General features: G+C 62.7%; 12 protein-coding genes. 6 read left to right on the forward strand and 6 right to left on the reverse strand.

Annotated features, from left to right (window positions below):
• Positions 1-81: 81 nt before the first annotated feature.
• The 5 genes from HU725_RS18150 to edd form a co-directional block, all read right to left on the reverse strand.
• Entirely contained in the window at positions 82-1,329 is a 1,248-nt protein-coding gene (locus HU725_RS18150) for a D-mannose isomerase (RefSeq protein ID WP_225915497.1), read from the reverse strand.
• Positions 1,330-1,431: 102 nt separating this feature from the next.
• On the reverse strand, positions 1,432-2,886 hold the full coding sequence (locus HU725_RS18155) for an ATP-binding protein (RefSeq protein ID WP_186477727.1): 1,455 nt from the start codon (positions 2,884-2,886) through the stop codon (positions 1,432-1,434).
• Entirely contained in the window at positions 2,867-3,592 is a 726-nt protein-coding gene (gene gltR / locus HU725_RS18160; RefSeq protein ID WP_060480164.1) for a two-component system response regulator GltR, read from the reverse strand. The genes HU725_RS18155 and gltR overlap by 20 nt, the downstream gene beginning before the upstream one ends.
• 63 nt (positions 3,593-3,655) lie before the next feature.
• Complete coding sequence (locus HU725_RS18165) at positions 3,656-4,615, reverse strand: glucokinase (protein WP_186477726.1); 960 nt, start codon at positions 4,613-4,615, stop codon at positions 3,656-3,658.
• Positions 4,612-6,438, reverse strand: a complete 1,827-nt coding sequence (gene edd, locus HU725_RS18170; RefSeq protein ID WP_060480166.1) for a phosphogluconate dehydratase — start codon at positions 6,436-6,438, stop codon at positions 4,612-4,614. Before edd ends, HU725_RS18165 begins: the two co-directional genes overlap by 4 nt.
• A 261-nt stretch (positions 6,439-6,699) precedes the next feature.
• Here edd and gap point away from each other — a divergent pair, with 261 nt between their 5' ends.
• From gap to HU725_RS18200, 6 genes are all read left to right on the forward strand, one after another.
• Positions 6,700-7,701, forward strand: a complete 1,002-nt coding sequence (gene gap / locus HU725_RS18175) for a type I glyceraldehyde-3-phosphate dehydrogenase (RefSeq protein WP_060480167.1) — start codon at positions 6,700-6,702, stop codon at positions 7,699-7,701.
• 153 nt (positions 7,702-7,854) lie between these two features.
• Entirely contained in the window at positions 7,855-8,367 is a 513-nt protein-coding gene (locus HU725_RS18180; RefSeq protein WP_186477725.1) for an RNA polymerase sigma factor, read from the forward strand.
• Between the two features lie 69 nt (positions 8,368-8,436).
• Complete coding sequence (locus HU725_RS18185) at positions 8,437-9,399, forward strand: FecR family protein (RefSeq protein WP_186477724.1); 963 nt, start codon at positions 8,437-8,439, stop codon at positions 9,397-9,399.
• A 123-nt stretch (positions 9,400-9,522) separates the two neighbouring features.
• Positions 9,523-12,108 (forward strand): TonB-dependent receptor, encoded by a 2,586-nt coding sequence (locus tag HU725_RS18190; protein WP_186477723.1) that lies wholly within the window; start codon positions 9,523-9,525, stop codon positions 12,106-12,108.
• A gap of 221 nt (positions 12,109-12,329) precedes the next feature.
• Complete coding sequence (locus tag HU725_RS18195) at positions 12,330-12,923, forward strand: biliverdin-producing heme oxygenase (protein WP_186477722.1); 594 nt, start codon at positions 12,330-12,332, stop codon at positions 12,921-12,923.
• Between the two features lie 55 nt (positions 12,924-12,978).
• A complete protein-coding gene (locus tag HU725_RS18200) occupies positions 12,979-13,392 on the forward strand; it encodes a YbaN family protein (RefSeq protein WP_186477721.1) in 414 nt (137 codons plus the stop codon).
• Here the strand turns inward: HU725_RS18200 and arcD are convergent.
• Positions 13,372-14,799 carry an arginine-ornithine antiporter gene (gene arcD / locus HU725_RS18205; RefSeq protein WP_186477720.1) on the reverse strand — a complete coding sequence of 476 codons (1,428 nt, stop codon included), beginning with the start codon at positions 14,797-14,799 and terminating at the stop codon, positions 13,372-13,374. The two genes, HU725_RS18200 and arcD, sit on opposite strands and share 21 nt — an antisense overlap.
• Positions 14,800-14,811 lie beyond the last annotated feature (12 nt).

A 14,811-nucleotide genomic window follows, 5' to 3' on the forward strand; every position in this document is an offset into this window, starting at 1 on the left:
GCAGGGCAAGTCGATCGCTTGCATTGCATGGAGTCTAATCAGCGCGCCCGCTTCGCCAGGTAACGAAGCGATGCGCGAATGTCATCGTTTGGTTACATAGTGCGAAACGGCAGTTGCCAGGCTCGGGGCCAATGGCAGGTTGGGCAGCAGTAGTGCTTGATAGGCGTGGTAGAGGTCAGGCTTGCCTGGCCATAGCGTACCGGCTGGGTTGTTGCTGGCATCGAGTTCGTGATGCCAGCTACCGCGATCGCGGTCTATGAAATGCTTGTCGATGAACGCCCAGAAACACTGGTACCACTGCTGATAGCGTGCTTCTGCGGTTCTGCGCCACAAGGCGGCCGCCGTGGCGCAAGCTTCGGCGTGGACCCAGTGCAGGCGTTGCCTGACCACTGGGCGGTTGTCCCAGTCCAGCGTGTAGACAAAGCCTGGCTCACCATCGACGCCCCAGGCCTGGCGACAGGCGCTGTCGAACAAGCCGCAGGCGCATTCCAGCAGCCAATCCGGTGCGCCCTGCCCGGCCAGGCGCAAGCTGGCCTCCAGATGCAGCAGCAGCCGCGCCCACTCCAAGGCATGCCCAGGCGTTGTGCCATAGGGCCGGAACAGATCGGCTGGCTGAGCCTGGTTATAGTGCAGCAGTGGCTGCCAGCTGGCGTCGAAGTGCTCGATGACCCGGTAGCCACTGGCAGTGGCATGGACGTGAATGATGCGCTCGGCAATGCGCAAGGCACGCTGCAACCACAGCGGGTCGCCAGTGGCATCGGCCAGGGCCAGGAATGCTTCGGTGGCGTGCATGTTGCTGTTGGCGCCACGGTAGGGCTCAGGCAATTGCCAGGTACGGAAGAAGCTCTCATCCAGGGCACCCTGCGCCTCGCACCAGAAATGCCCTTCGATCACCCGCACCACATCCCCTAGCAACTGCCTGGCCCCGGCAACCCCAGCCACTGCCGCAGAGCTGGCTGCCAGCGCCACGAATGCATGCAGGTAGGCCAGCTTGGCATCATCGTTGTCGCCATAAGGATGGCCGAACCAGCCATCATGTTCATGATCGCGCAGTGGCCCCAGCAGGGCCGCGACACCGTGCTCGGCATAGGCAAGGCAGCCCGGCTCGCCCTGCATGTGAGCGATCGCGAAACAATGGGTCATGCGCGCTGTGTTCAGGGTTTGAGCGCTGGCGCCTGGGGCAAGACGCCCTTCAGCATCGAGGCTACCAAAGCCCTCGGGCAACCGGGAGGCCTTGGCGAAGTCGAGCAGCCGCCGCCCTTCTTGCCGCAGCCAGGCTGCATGGGCAGGCGAATCCAGGCAGCTGCCAACAGGGAAATCAAGATTCATGAGCCGGCGCATTCCTTGCCAGTGGTGCTGCGAAGTCTAACCAGCCGACCCGGCCGGCATGTCACGAAGGACTGCGGTTATGTCACCAAGCCGTGACATTCGTCACTCCGCGCTTCGGGGCAAGTGCAGCGTGACGCGCAGGCCGCCCTCGCGCAAATTGAGCAGGCTGACCTCACCGCCGTGGCTGTGAGCGATGTTGCGCGCGATGCCCAAGCCCAGGCCGTAGCCCTGCTGGCTGGCGGCCAGACGAAAGTGCGGCTCGAACACCTGTTCCATCTGCTGTTGCGGCACGCCTGGGCCTTGGTCTTCCACCTGCAGCACGAACCCCTGGGGGCTATCGATGATGCGCAGGTGGGCTCGCTCGCCGTACTTGATGGCGTTGTCGATCAGGTTGCCGATGCAACGGCGCAGGGCCAGAGGTTTGCCCGGATACGGGGCCAAAGCCCGACCTTCGACGGTGACCCGCCCATCCTGCAGATATGGCTCGGCCAGAATTTCCAGCACCTGATTGAGGTCGACCGGCTCGATGTTCTCGTGGATATCGGTGTCCTTCACGCATTGCAGCGCCCCTTTGACCAGTAGCTCCAGCTCATCGAGGTCCTGGCTGAACTTGGCCTGCAAGCGCTCGTCTTCAAGTAGCTCCACACGCAGGCGCAAGCGGGTGATCGGGGTACGCAGGTCGTGGGAAATGGCACTGAACAACTGGGAGCGTTCGGTCAGGTAACGGCTGATGCGCTCACGCATGCTGTTGAACGCCCGCCCCACTTCCACCACCTCGCTGCCACCGCCTTCGGCCACCGGGGCCACATCGGCGCCTAAAGAAAGCTCACGGGCTGCACGCGCCAAGCGCTTGAGCGGCCAGCTCTGCCAGTGCACCAGCAAGCCGATGAACAGCAACAGTAAAGCCGTGGTCAGCACGATGAAGCCGATCTGCTGGCGAGGCAGGCGTTCGGCTTCAAGGCCCGTGTAAGGCTCGGGCAACAACGAGGCGATATACAGCCACTCCCCTTCGCCAAGACGAATTTGGGTGACCAACACCGGTGGGTTGAGCGGCTCCAGGGTCAAAGAATAATGCGCCCACGAACGCGGCAGCTCGTCGAGTTTAAGGCCGCTGTTGAATATGCGCAGGTCATCAGGGCTGACGAACTCCACGGAGATTTGCATGCCCTCGCCCAGACGCTCATGCAGTACTTGCTCAAACACCTCGATCACCGCCTGCTTGCGCGGGGTGTTGGGCAACAGCGGCATGTCCAGCGGCTTGTCGTTGAGTGATACGAAAAAGCGCGTACCGCCCATGCTGCGCAATTGATCAAGAACCATCGGCCGATAGGCCACCGGCAGTGAGCGAAAGTAACTGACGCTGGCGCTCATCGAGTGAGCCAGGCTGCCAGCGCTGGCGCGCAGACCTTGCAATTGGCTCGCGCGCAACTGCGCAACCCAGATCACGCTCGACAAGCCCTGGGCCAGTAGCACCACCAACAAGGTCAGCAGCAGCATGCGCCCCAGCAATGAGCGCGGCAGCAGGCGCCAGCGCCGCTCAGGACGCGCAGCAGACATGGGCAGCCAGCAGGTAGCCACTGCCACGCACGGTGCGGATCAGCCGTGGCGGCTTGTCGGTATCGCGCAGGCGCTGACGCAGGCGGCTGACCGCCATGTCGACGATGCGGTCCAGCGGCATCGGCTCGCGGCCACGGGTGGCGTTGCCGATGGTGTCGCGGTCGAGAATCTGTTGAGGGTGGTCGAGAAACAGCTTCAGCAGGGCGAAGTCGGCCCCGGACAGGATCACCTCTTCACCATCGCGGTGGAACAGGCGGTGGCTGATGGTATCCAGGCGCCAGTCATCGAAGGCCAGTACGGTGTTGCCAGGCGCTGCCTGCCCGAATTCGCTGCGCCGCAGCAGGGCCTTGATGCGCGCCTGCAGTTCGCGCGGGCTGAACGGTTTGCCCAAGTAATCGTCGGCCCCCAACTCCAGGCCGATGACCCGGTCTGCCTCATCGGAGCTGGCCGTCAGCATGATGATCGGCACCCGCGACAGGCGTGGGTGCTGACGCACCCAGCGGCACAGGCTGAAGCCATCTTCGTCGGGCAGCATGACGTCGAGGATCACCAACTCACATGGGGTGGTTTCCAGCGCGCGGCGAAAACCCTGGCCATCGGCTTCGGCATGCACCTGGAAGCCGGCGCGGCTCAGGTAGGTTTGCAACAACTCGCGTATTTCCTGATCGTCGTCGACCATCAGGATCGATTTTCCGGCAGTGCTCAAGGTATCCCGCCCTCTTTTCATCGCAGGTCTTCGTCGCCTGCTGTTGGGGGCGCTTAGCGCCCATCAGTGATCCAGTGCTTGCTGTAATGCCACCCCTGCCCCCAACAGTCCAGAGAATTCCGCCGTCACCAGCCATACCGGCACCCCGGCGAAATAGCCGCTCATGCAGCCTTTGTCGGCGAAACTCTCGGCAAACCCGCTGCGCAGGAACAGGTCGGCAAAACGCGGGATCACGCCGCCGACAATATAAACCCCGCCGCGGGCCCCCAGGGTCAGTACATTGTTGCCCGCCACGCGCCCGAGAAAACGGCAGAACTGCTCGATCACCGCCAGCGCCCGTGGCTCGCCGCCCAGCGCTGCATCGGTGATCTGAGCCGGGGATGTATGGCGGGGCATATCGCCATCCAGCGCGCACATGGCCTGATACAACCGCACCAGGCCGCCGCCGCTCAGCACCGTCTCGGCGCTGACGTGGCCGATCTGGCTTTGGATCTGCTGATGGATCGCAGCTTCGCGGGCATTGCCCACCGGCAGGTCGACATGCCCGCCCTCCCCCGGCAGCGCCTGCCAGCGCTGCTCGCCATGGCGCAGCAGGCTGCCGACGCCAAGGCCAGTGCCCGGGCCGATCACCAATGCCGGCCGTGCTGGGTCCGCCTGGCCTGGGCATACTTCACGATACTCACCGGGTTGTAAGCGGGTCATGCCCAGGGCCTGGGCCGAAAAATCGTTGGTCAACAGTAGCCGCTCGACCTGCAAGGTCTGGCAGAACGCCTTGCGGCTGAGCCGCCAGTGGTTGTTGGTAAAGCGAAATTCATCGCCATCCACTGGCCCGGCTACCGCCAGGCACACCGCCGCCAAACCGCCACGGGCAATGCCGTGGCTGTTCAGGTAGGCCTGGATGGCTTGCTCAGGGCTGGTGTAATCCGCCGTCGCGAACACCTGGACCTGGTACAGCTGGTTGTCACGCCACAACGCAAAACGGGCATTGGTGCCACCGATGTCGCCAACCAGCAGGTCCTTCATTTGAGGTTCTCCAGAGCCGAAGTAAAGGCGCTCGCGCCCTGCTCTGCCGGGCTGAACGCCATACGCATGAAGCCGAACAACTCACGGCCGCAGCCCAGGTCGTTGCCTTGGGGTGCCGGCGGCAGGTCACGGCTGGCCAGTTCCTCGGCCGACACCATCACCCGCAGCGTGCCTTCGACGCCATCGACCCGCACGATATCACCATCTTGCACCCGTGCCAGCGGGCCACCATCGAATGCTTCAGGGCAAACATGAATGGCTGCCGGGATTTTGCCCGAGGCACCTGACATGCGCCCGTCGGTCACCAGCGCCACTTTGTAGCCACGGTCTTGCAGCACCCCCAGGAACGGGGTCAGCTTGTGCAGCTCGGGCATGCCATTGCAGCGCGGCCCCTGGAAGCGCACCACAGCCACGAAGTCGCGCTCCAGCTCGCCAGCCTTGAACGCCTCGGCCAGCGACTGCTGGTCATGGAACACCTTGGCTGGCGCCTCGACGACCTGATGCTCTAGGGCCACTGCCGAAACCTTCATCACGCCGCGACCCAGGTTGCCTTCCATCACCCGCAGGCCGCCCTCTGCGGAGAATGGCCTGGCCACCGGGCGCAGGATACTTTCGTCAAGGCTTTGCGCGGGCCCTTCGCGCCACACCAGCTTACCGTCGTCCAGGAACGGCTCCTGGGTGTAGCGGCGCAGGCCATGGCCGGCCACGGTGTTGACGTCCTCGTGCATCAAGCCGGCATCGAGCAGTTCGCGGATCAGGAAGGCCATGCCGCCCGCGGCCTGGAAATGATTGATGTCAGCCTTGCCGTTCGGGTACACGTGGGACAGGGTCGGCACTACCTCGGACAGGTCGGCCATGTCTTGCCAGGTCAGCTGGATCCCTGCTGCCTGGGCGATCGCCGGGATGTGCAGGGTATGGTTGGTCGAACCTCCCGTGGCGTGCAAGGCCACGATGGCATTGACCAGCGCCTTCTCGTCGACGATTTCGCCCAGTGGCATGAAGCTGCCGCTGGCCTTGGTCATGCGCGTCACCTGCTGCGCGGCTTCGGCGGTCAAGGCATCGCGCAGCGGCGTGTACGGGTTCACGAACGAGGCGCCTGGCAGGTGCAGGCCCATGACTTCCATCACCAGCTGATTGGTGTTGGCAGTGCCGTAGAAGGTGCAGGTACCGGGGCTGTGGTAGGAGTTCATCTCCGACTCCAGCAGCTCTTCACGGGTGGCTTTGCCCTCGGCATAGCGCTGGCGCACATCGGCCTTCTGCTTGTTGGAAATGCCGGAAACCATCGGCCCGCCTGGGACGAAAATGGTCGGCAAGTGGCCAAAGCGCAAGGCCCCCATCATCAGACCGGGGACGATCTTGTCGCAGATGCCGAGCATCAGGGCGGCATCGAACATGTTGTGCGACAACGCCACCGCCGTGGACATGGCGATCACTTCGCGGCTGGCGATGGCCAACTCCATGCCCGGTTCGCCCTGGGTCACACCATCGCACATGGCCGGCACGCCTCCGGCGAACTGGCCTACCGAACCCACCTCGCGCAGCGCCTGTTTGATCTGCTCGGGAAAATGCAGATAGGGCTGGTGCGCCGAAAGCATATCGTTGTAGGCCGAAACGATGGCGACGTTGGCGGCATTCATCAAGCGCAGGGTCTGCTTGTCATCGGCGCCGCAACCGGCCACGCCGTGGGCGAAGTTGGCGCATTGCAGGCTGGCGCGCATGGGGCCGTCACTGGCCGCACCACGAATCAGCTCAAGGTAGCGTTCGCGGGTGGCACGGCTGCGTTCGATCAGCCGTTGGGTGACCTCAAGGATGCGCGGATGCATGTACTGGACTCCAGGCTAATTGTAAGGGCGGTTTACCGGGCAGTGCTGGCGACGATTACGGCCTAGGCTCAAGGTAGAGCGGCCCGCAGCATCGGTGAGGCACATGCCCAACCACTCGTTGTAGGTTTAACCAAAATACTGCCATCAAAAAGGCTTGTTTTCTATCTCGGAGTGAATAATCTTGTAATTCCAACAACAAAACCGTTTCAGTGAAGCGTCATTTTTGCCACAGCTTCCACTCGAACCGCCAGAGGTACTGCCATGACTTTACGTATCGCCATCAATGGATTCGGCCGCATCGGGCGCAATGTGCTGCGCGCACTGTATACCCAAGGCTACCGCCAGGACCTGCAGGTCGTCGCCATCAACGATTTGGGTGACAGCGCCATGAATGCCCACCTGCTCAAGTATGACAGCGTGCATGGTGCGTTCGATGCACACGTGCAGGCTGACCATGAGAGCATCACGGTCAACGGCGATCGCATCGCGGTCAGCGCCATCCGCAACCCGGCGGAGCTGCCGTGGAAGGCCGAGGCGATCGATGTGGTGTTCGAGTGCACCGGGCTGTTCACCGACCGCGCCAAGGCGGCTGCGCACCTCACGGCAGGCGCAGGCAAAGTGATCGTCTCGGCCCCAGGAAAGGGGGTGGATGCCACCGTGGTATACGGGGTTAACCACGATATCCTGCGCGCTTCGCACCAGGTGATCTCCAATGCCTCGTGCACCACCAATTGCCTGGCCCCCATCGCCCAGGTGCTGCACCGCGAGTTCGGCATCGAACAAGGGCTCATGACGACCATCCACGCCTACACCAACGATCAGGTGCTGACTGACGTCTATCACAGCGACCCCTACCGCGCTCGCTCGGCTACCCAGTCGATGATCCCGAGCAAGACCGGCGCTGCCGAGGCCGTCGGCCTGGTGCTACCGGAGCTGGCCGGCAAACTCACCGGCATGGCCGTGCGGGTACCGGTGATCAACGTGTCGCTGGTCGACCTGACCGTCAACCTCAAGCGCGAGGCCACAGCCGAGCAGGTCAACCAGCTGTTCCTCGAAGCCAGCCGCCATTCCAAGGTGCTCGGCTACAACGCCTTGCCATTGGTATCGTGCGACTTCAATCACAATCCGCTTTCGTCGATTTTCGATGCCAACCATACCCGCGCCAACGGGCGCATGCTCAAGGTGCTGGCCTGGTACGACAATGAGTGGGGGTTCTCCAACCGTATGCTGGACAACTGCCTGGCATTGGCCAACGCCCGCTAAGGCCGATTGGGCAACACGGGTAGTTTGCAGACCGAGCGCCGCGCCTGCGACGCTCGGTAGAGCGCGGGCTGGACATGCGCTGACAATCCCGGTCTTGACCTGAAGGCTACATGATAAGCATTATCATTATCTTTTGGTCGGCCAGGTCCCCCTGTGAGTCAGTCTCGGTTCCACTCCGTCTTCCTCATCCAGCGCCTCTCCCTGTTGCGCACGTTGCAACGCATGGTAGGTAACCCCAGCACCGCCGAAGATCTGTTGCAGGAAACTTACCTGCGAGTTTCCCGCGCGCTGGGTGAGCGCCCCGTCGCGCACCTCGAACCGTTCGTGTTCCAGACTGCCCGCAACCTGGCGCTGGACCATCTGCGAGCACGTCGCGTGCAGTCGCGCATGCTGGTCGACGATGTACCCGAGCAGGTGCTGCACAATGTCGCCTCGCCAGTGAGTAGCAGCGAAGATGCCGCCCATGCAGCCCAACTGCTTGAGCATCTGAGCGTCAGCCTCAATCAGTTGAGCCAACGCCAGCAGCGCATTTTCATCCTCAGCCGCCTGCAAGGGGCCAGTTATCTGGAAATTGCCGAGCAACTGCAGATCTCGGCCAGCACAGTTCAGAAAGAGCTGAAGCTGATCATGGCCATCTGCATGGGCGTGGCCGAGCGCCACAAATGAACGTGCCGTGCCCTTGCCATGCCTGGCCCTAGCCTTGATCATCCGCAAAACCCTCAGCAAGGACCCACCGTGACCGACAGCCCCGCCACTCGCCCACCAGCCAACGGGCCTGAAGCCCGCGCCCGTGCGCAGGACGAGGCGCTGGACTGGCTCGTGCGCCTGCAATGCGCCAGCGCCGAAGACACCGCCGCTTTCGAGCAGTGGCTCAGCGCGGGTCCGCTGAACGCGCAAGCCTATGTCGAAGCCGAAGCCTTGTGGAACGGCACGCCAATGCGCCAAGCCGCGATGCAGTTGAATCAGCGTCAACGCCGCTCGCTACGCGGCCGCCTGCGCGCGCACTACAAGCCTCTGGCCAGTGCCGCAGTGCTGCTGGTCGGGCTCTTCACCTTTGGCAACCTGCCAGTGCGCCTACAAGCCGATCACCTGACCGTAGTGGGTGAGCGTCAGCGTCTGGAGCTGGTCGACGGCACCAAGGTGCTGCTCAACACCGACTCCGCATTCGCCAGCGACCTGCGGGGCGGCCACGAGGTAGCGCGGCTGTTGCAAGGTGAGGCGTACTTCCAAGTGCCCGGTGGTACTCAGGCGCCCCTGGACGTTCAGGCCGGGCCTCTGCGCGCCCAGGTGCACGACACCGATTTTGCAGTGCGCTACCTCGATGGCGAGGCCCAGGTACGCGTTCAGCGCGGCGATGTCGACCTGCAGGGTCGCAGCGATCAGCGCATCCGCCTGCGTGCTGGCGACAGTATCAGTGTCGGCCCCAACGGCTTCGGCCAGCGGCAACGCCCAGACATGCGCAAAGACCTGGCTTGGGTCGACGGCCGTTTGATATTCGAAAACTGCCCTCTTAGCCAGGTGCTGGCAGAAGTGCGACGTTATTACCCAGGCTGGATCATCAACCGCAATAGCCACCTCGACACGCTGACAGTGACCGGCAATTACCGCCTCGACCAGCCGCTCGAAACCTTGCGCGCGCTGGCTCACATCACCTCCGCGCAGCTGCACGAATTCCCTGCGGTGGTCATCATCAACTGAGTAAAAAACATTTTTACGCGATTTCCCCGCTGGCCCGTCTCGTTATAGCCAATGCAACTGATTCTTGTTCAATAAAGAGAACAGTCGTCCCTATAACAACTCGCGCGTCTGGGAGCGCTTTCGATGTCCACAGGTCCAAACCGCCCGTCCACCCGTCCCCGCCGTACCGGCCAACTGTCGCTGCTGACGCTGGCACTGCTTGCAAGCGGTGCCTGTAGCCTGCCGGCGCTGGCTGTAGAACCGGCCCAGGCCAGCAGCTCGCGCATGGGCGACTACCGCTTCAACATTGCCCAGCAGCCGCTGGTCGAAGCCATAAACGCATTCACCCAAGTCACCGGGTGGCAGATCGGCTTCAGCGCTGACCTGGCCCAAGGCGTTGCCTCGCCGGGTGTACAGGGCTCGCTGCCAGCCCAAGCGGCGCTACAGCGCCTACTCCAAGGCACCGGGTTGAGCTTTCGCAGCATTGGCCAAGGCAATGTGGTACTCGAACGCCTGCCAGGGAACAACGTGATCGCTTTGCAGCAGATGACTGTCAGCGCCACCCGAAGCGCCCAGGACGTGACCCGAGTACCGAGCACTGTCACCGTCCAGAGCCGCGAGCAATTGGACCGGCAGAACGTCAACACCATCCAGGAGCTGGTCCGCTATGAACCGGGTGTGTCGGTGGCCGGCACCGGACAGCGCAGCGGCCTGAACGGCTACAACATCCGAGGTATCGACGGCGAGCGCATCCTCACCCAGGTCGACGGTGTGTCGATCCCCGACAGCTTCTTCTATGGCCCCTACGCCCAGACCCAGCGCAACTACGTCGACCCCGAGATCGTCAAGCGCGTGGAAATCCTTCGTGGACCAGCTTCGGTGCTGTATGGCAGCAACGCCATCGGTGGTGCAGTCAGCTACTTCACCCTCGACCCGCAAGACATCATCAAGCCCGGCAAGGACCTCGGCGCGCGACTGAAAACCGGCTACAGCTCGACCGATGACAGTTGGCTGACCTCGGCCACCGTGGCTGGCCGCACGGGAGAATTCGACGGCCTGCTGCACCTGAGCCAGCGCAACGGCCACGAAAGCGAATCCTACGGCAGCCATGGCGGCACCGGGTTGGGCCGCACCCAGGCGAACCCGGAGGATGTGCGCACTACCAACATACTGGCCAAACTGGGCTGGAACTATGCCGACGATGCCCGCCTGGGCTTGACTTATGAACGCTACAGGGACGATCGCGACCAGAACATTCTTAGCGCCGTCGGCGGCCCATTCACCAACGGTACTGGCCTTGGCATGTACAAAAGCCGCCAAGGCAATGACACCATCACCCGCGAACGCTTTGGTATCAACCACGCGTTCAGCCTGGACTCCCTGCTCGCCGACCACCTCAAGTGGAGCCTGAACTACCAAGTCGCCAAAACCGACCAGCGCACCGAGGAGGTATACTTCCCGTTCAGCCGCACGGTGCTGCGAACCCGCGATACCACCTACAAGGACCGCCAGTGGGTGTTCGATGCCCAGTTGGACAAGGCTTTCAGTATCGGCGCCAGCGATCACCTGCTGACCTACGGCACCACCCTCAAGCACGAGCAGGTCACTGGCGCGCGCAGCGGTACCGGCACCTGCCTGGCGGTCGGCGGCGCCTGCCGCAGCATCGGCCAGGTCAGCACCAGCGATGCCCAGGCGCTGGTCAGTGACTTCCCGGACCCCACCGTTAACACCTACAGCCTGTTCGTACAGGATGAGATCCGCTGGAACGACTGGACCTTCCTGCCCGGCGCACGCTACGACTACACGCGCATGCAGCCCAAGTTCACCGAACAGTTCCTGCGGGGCATCCAAGGCTCGGGCACCGCCCCTGCCAGCCTCGACGACGCTGACAAGAAGTGGCACCGCGTGTCGCCCAAGTTCGGCATGACCTACGCTTTCAACGACCATTACACCTGGTATGGCCAGTACGCCGAAGGCTTCCGCACCCCGACGGCCAAATCGATGTACGGGCGCTTTGAAAACCCGACACTGGGTTACAGCGTGCAGGGCAATCCCGGCCTAGAACCGGAAAAGAGCAAAAGCTACGAAACCGGCCTGCGCGGCAACTTCGACGCCGGCAACTTCGACGTGGCGGTGTTCTACAACAAGTACCGCGACTTCATCGACGAAGATGCCGTGCAGTCGGCCAACTTGGAAACCACCTTCCAGGCCAACAACATCAAGCGCGCCACCATCAAGGGCGCCGAGGTCAAGGGCCGGGTGAACCTGGACCACTTCGGTGCACCGCAAGGTCTGTATACCCAGGGATCGATCGCCTACGCCCATGGTCGCAACGACGACAACGGCCAGCCGCTGAACAGCGTCAACCCGCTGACCGGCGTGTTCGGCCTGGGTTACGAACAGGCGAACTACGGCGGCCTGCTGAGCTGGACCCTGGTCAAGCGCAAGACCCGCGTCGACGACACCACCTTCTTCGCGCCAGATGGCCAGAGCTCGCAGTTCCGCACACCTGGCTATGGTGTCCTGGACCTGAGCGGCTTCTACAAAGTCACCGACGATGTCACCGTCAACGCCGGGCTGTACAACCTGACCGACAAGAAATACTGGCAGTGGGACTCGGTGCGCGGCTACGACGGCCAGGGTGAAGCTGGCGTGACCCAACCGGCCAACCTCGACCGCCTGACCATGCCAGGGCGCAACTTCGCCATCAACGTAGTGTGGGATATCTGACTCAAGAAGCGGCCTTGCGTTGCGAACAGATTGCCCAGCAGCCCCAGGAATCGACTCAGCAATGCTGAATTCCTGGGGCCGCTTTGCGGCCCTTTCGCGACGCAGGCCCACCCATCAAGAGCAGGCCATTGCGAAACCTGGCAAACACCCGGTTTTTTTACTGTCACCGCATCGCTGTTTCGTCTTGTCACCAGACGCCCTCATTTTCCAAGGACACCCCTATGAACGATCGCCCAGCCCTGCGCTCGCAACGTTTGAACCAAGTCACTCAAGCTGCGCACAGCGAGCTCGATGCCCTGGTCAAATCCCACGCACCCTTCGACAGCCGTGAAAATTTCGCCCGTTTCGTCGTCGCCCAGTACCTGTTCCAGGCTGAACTGCAGAGCCTGTACAACGACCCGCAACTGATCACCATCGTTCCGGACCTTGCCCAGCGCTGCCGCGCCGAGCAAGCCCGCCTGGACCTTGCAGACCTTGATACCGAAGTGCCGGCGAGTTTGCCTGGGGCGCTGCGCAGCCCGAGCCTGGGTGAAGCACTGGGCTGGATCTTCGTCTCCGAAGGCTCCAAACTGGGCGCTGCGTTTCTGATCAAGCGTGCCGTGGCCCTGGAGTTGTCCGAAAATTTTGGTGCCCGCCACCTTGGCGAGCCGGCAGGTGGCCGCGCCGCAGGCTGGAAGCAGTTCACCCGCATTCTCGATGACCTGGCGCTGTCGCCCGAACAAGACGCCGCCGCCGAGCGCGGCGCGCAAGCCGCCTTCGAGCGCTTCACCGAACTGCTCAAGCATGCCTACGCCGCAGACACGGCATTGGCCTGATTCGCTCCAGCCGGCCGCCTTACCGGTGGCCGGACGTTTTCAATGCAGTGAGACCATGACCCGACCTGCCCGCTCGAAACTGTCCCGCCTGCTGTATGGCATCCTGGCTTACACAAGCCTGGGCATCGGCCTGGTCGCCATCGTCATCCCCGGCCTGCCGACCACCGAGTTCATCCTGCTGGCTGCCTGGGCCGCCACGCGCAGCTCGCCACGGCTGTCAGCGTGGCTTGAGAACCATCGGGTGTTCGGGCCGATCCTGTACAACTGGCGCAACGGCAAGGTGATCCAGCGCCGCGCCAAGGTCAGCGCCACCCTCAGCATGCTGTTGTGTGCAGGGTTGATGCTGATTTTCCTCGAACACCACTGGCCGGTGTTTCTGGCGATCGCCGGCATGACACTTGGCAATCTGTGGATCTGGTCGCGCCCGGAGCAGCCCTGCACCGCAGGCTCACAAGCTCAGCAACCCTGAATACAGCAGGTAGGCAGCCAACCCCGCGCCGGCCAGCACAGCCGCGAAAATCAGCTTCTCCCATGCCGTGAACAGGGTTTGGCCCTGTTCATGTTTGGCCCGAGCGAACAGGATAACGCCTGGCGCATACAGGAGTGCCGACAGCAACAAGTACTTCAGGCCGCCGGCGTATAGCAACCACACTGCGTAAATCAACGCCACCAGCGCCACCATCAGGTCTTTGCGCCTTAGGCCCCGCTGGCCCTGGTAGCCTTCCCCGCGCCACGCGATCAATAGCGCGTAAGCCGCCGACCACAGGTAGGGCACCAGAATCATCGACGAGGCGAGGTAGATCAGGCTGGTATAGGTGCCGGCCGAAAACAGGGTGATCAGCAAGAACCCCTGGATCATGCAGTTGGTCAGCCACAGCGCATTGGCAGGCACGTGGTTGGCGTTTTCCTTGGCCAGAAAGCGCGGCATGGTCTTGTCACGGGCCGTGGCAAAAAGAATTTCGGCGCACAACAATGCCCAGGACAGCAAGGCCCCAAGCAGCGACACCGCCAGCCCAATACTGATCAGCAAGCCCCCCCAAGGGCCGACGATGTGCTCCAGCACCGAGGCCAGCGACGGGTTCTGCAACCCGGCCAGTTCCGGTTGGGTCATGACCCCCAGCGACAGTACATTGACCAACACCAACAGTGCCAACACCCCGAGAAACCCCACCACCGTGGCCTTGCCGACATCCGACCGGCGCTGTGCGCGCCCCGAATAAACGCTGGCGCCTTCGATACCGATGAACACGAACACGGTGACCAGCATCATGTTGCGCACCTGGCTCAGCACATTGCCGAACTGCGGGTTGCTCTGGCCCCAAATATCGCGCGTGAAGATATCGGCGCGAAACGCGAAAGCGGCAATGACCACGAAGATCAGCAACGGCACGATTTTGGCCACGGTGGTCACTTGGTTGATGAACGCCGCCTCCTTGATGCCGCGCAGCACCAGAAAATGCACGGCCCACAGCAGCACGGAGGCGCAAGCGATGGCAACCGGCGTATTGCCCTGGCCAAATACTGGAAAGTAGAAGCCCAGGGTGCTGAACAGCAGCACGAAGTAGCCGACATTGCCCATCCAGGCACTGATCCAGTATCCCCATGCCGAGGAAAACCCCATGTACTCGCCGAAGCCAGCTTTGGCGTAGGCATAGACTCCCGAGTCCAGTTCAGGTTTACGGTTGGCCAGCGTCTGGAACACGAACGCCAAGGCCAGCATGCCCACAGCGGTGATTGCCCAGCCAATTAGAACCGCGCCGACGTCGGCGCGGGCAGCCATGTTCTGCGGCAGCGAAAAGATCCCGCCACCAATCATCGAACCGACAACCAATGCGATCAGTGCGGCCAGGCGCAGCTTTTGTCCTGGTTCGTTCATGCTGTTCCTTGT

The sequence above is a fragment of the Pseudomonas promysalinigenes genome (assembly GCF_014269025.2).
Lineage (GTDB): Bacteria > Pseudomonadota > Gammaproteobacteria > Pseudomonadales > Pseudomonadaceae > Aquipseudomonas > Aquipseudomonas promysalinigenes.

Bases quoted from the DNA above. Each gene is read 5' to 3' on its own strand.
- HU725_RS18195 (WP_186477722.1), top strand. From the start codon at position 12,330: ATGAACGATCGCCCAGCCCTGCGCTCGCAACGTTTGAACCAAGTCACT.
- HU725_RS18165 (WP_186477726.1), bottom strand. From the start codon at position 4,615: ATGAAGGACCTGCTGGTTGGCGACATCGGTGGCACCAATGCCCGTTTT.
- HU725_RS18190 (WP_186477723.1), top strand. From the start codon at position 9,523: ATGTCCACAGGTCCAAACCGCCCGTCCACCCGTCCCCGCCGTACCGGC.
- HU725_RS18155 (WP_186477727.1), bottom strand. From the start codon at position 2,886: ATGTCTGCTGCGCGTCCTGAGCGGCGCTGGCGCCTGCTGCCGCGCTCA.
- arcD (WP_186477720.1), bottom strand. From the start codon at position 14,799: ATGAACGAACCAGGACAAAAGCTGCGCCTGGCCGCACTGATCGCATTG.
- gap (WP_060480167.1), top strand. From the start codon at position 6,700: ATGACTTTACGTATCGCCATCAATGGATTCGGCCGCATCGGGCGCAAT.
- edd (WP_060480166.1), bottom strand. From the start codon at position 6,438: ATGCATCCGCGCATCCTTGAGGTCACCCAACGGCTGATCGAACGCAGC.
- HU725_RS18200 (WP_186477721.1), top strand. From the start codon at position 12,979: ATGACCCGACCTGCCCGCTCGAAACTGTCCCGCCTGCTGTATGGCATC.
- HU725_RS18150 (WP_225915497.1), bottom strand. From the start codon at position 1,329: ATGAATCTTGATTTCCCTGTTGGCAGCTGCCTGGATTCGCCTGCCCAT.